Below are 1,599 nucleotides of genomic sequence, written 5' to 3'. Positions count from 1 at the left end.
ACTCGACGTCGTCGAGGGCCTGCAGTTCGACCGCGGCTACTTCTCCCCCTACTTCGTCACCTACGCCGCCAAGATGCGCGTGGAATGCGACGACGCCTTCATCCTGATCAACGAGAAGAAGCTCTCCTCGCTGAACGAACTGCTGCCATTGCTGGAAGCCGTCGTGCAGACCGGCAAGCCGCTCGTCATCGTTGCTGAAGACGTCGAAGGCGAAGCTCTCGCCACCCTTGTCGTCAACCGTCTCCGCGGCGGCCTCAAGGTTGCCGCTGTGAAGGCTCCGGGCTTCGGCGACCGCCGCAAGGCCATGCTGCAGGACATCGCTGTCCTGACCGGCGGCCAGGCGATCTCGGAAGACCTCGGCATCAAGATGGAGAACGTCACGCTCGCCATGCTCGGTCGCGCCAAGAAGGTGATGATCGACAAGGAGAACACCACCATCGTCAACGGCGCCGGCAAGAAGGCCGACATCGAAGCCCGCGTTTCGCAGATCAAGGCGCAGATCGAGGAGACCACCTCGGACTACGACCGCGAGAAGCTGCAGGAGCGTCTGGCCAAGCTCGCCGGCGGCGTCGCGGTGATCCGCGTCGGCGGCGCGACCGAAATCGAAGTCAAGGAGCGCAAGGACCGCGTCGACGACGCGATGCATGCGACCCGTGCGGCGGTTGAAGAAGGCATCGTACCGGGCGGCGGCGTCGCCCTGCTGCGCGCCTCCGAGCAGCTCAAGCGCATCAAGACCGCGAACGACGACCAGAAGACCGGCGTCGAGATCGTCCGCAAGGCGCTGTCCTGGCCCGCTCGCCAGATCGCGATCAACGCAGGCGAGGACGGCTCCGTCATCGTCGGCAAGATCCTCGAGAAGGACCAGTATTCGTACGGCTTCGACTCGCAGTCGGGCGAATACGTCAACCTGATCTCGAAGGGCATCATCGATCCCACCAAGGTGGTTCGCGCGGCGATCCAGAACGCAGCCTCGGTTGCGGCTCTGCTGATCACCACCGAAGCCATGGTGGCCGAACTGCCCAAGAAGGGCGGCGCCGCAGGCGGCGGCATGCCCCCGGGCGGCGGCATGGGCGGCATGGATTTCTGATCCAGGCTTCCTTACGCAAGTCTCAAGAATGCAGAACCCCGGCAGCGATGCCGGGGTTCTTGTTTTTTGCAATTGTGGCCTTTCGTGAGCCTTGCAAAAGGATATGGGAGGCAACCTGCCTCCGCGAACTAGGCTTGACTAATCCGCGATACGTATCGCATACTAGAACATGATCCGCAGCTTTGCCGACAAGGGCACGGAATTGCTTTTTCGTGGCGGTCCTTGTCCGGCCCGCTGGCGGAGTATCGAGGCCATCGCGTTGCGCAAACTCGATATGGTGGACGCAGCGACCCGCCTCGACGATTTGCTTTCCCCACCGGGCAACCGGCTGGAAGCATTGAAAGGCGATCGACGCGGGCAGCATTCGATTCGGATCAACCGACAGTGGCGGGTCTGTTTTCGCTGGACGCCCGACGGACCCGAGGCCATTGAAATCGTGGATTATCATTAAGGAGGCAGCGATGGCGCGGTTGCGAACTCATCCGGGAGAGGTGTTGAGAGAGGAATATCTG

The 1,599-nt window shown here is 62.3% G+C and carries 2 protein-coding genes; both read left to right on the top strand.

Features of this window, described 5'->3' with window-relative positions:
- Positions 1–1,087, top strand: a 1,087-nt coding sequence (gene groEL, locus Q8R73_RS13800; RefSeq protein WP_305720105.1) for a chaperonin GroEL, incomplete at its 5' end; no start/stop codon positions are given.
- Positions 1,088–1,256: 169 nt separating this feature from the next.
- On the top strand, positions 1,257–1,538 hold the full coding sequence (locus Q8R73_RS13795; protein ID WP_305720104.1) for a type II toxin-antitoxin system RelE/ParE family toxin: 282 nt from the start codon (positions 1,257–1,259) through the stop codon (positions 1,536–1,538).
- The last annotated feature ends 61 nt before the right edge of the window (positions 1,539–1,599 follow it).

The sequence above is a fragment of the Bradyrhizobium sp. genome (assembly GCF_030697065.1).
Taxonomy (GTDB): domain Bacteria; phylum Pseudomonadota; class Alphaproteobacteria; order Rhizobiales; family Xanthobacteraceae; genus Bradyrhizobium.
Note: the sequence above shows the minus strand (reverse complement) of the source record. Positions and strands in the feature narration are given on the sequence as shown.

Excerpts from the sequence above, each read along its gene's own strand:
- Q8R73_RS13795 (WP_305720104.1), top strand. The coding sequence starts at position 1,257 with ATGATCCGCAGCTTTGCCGACAAGGGCACGGAATTGCTTTTTCGTGGC.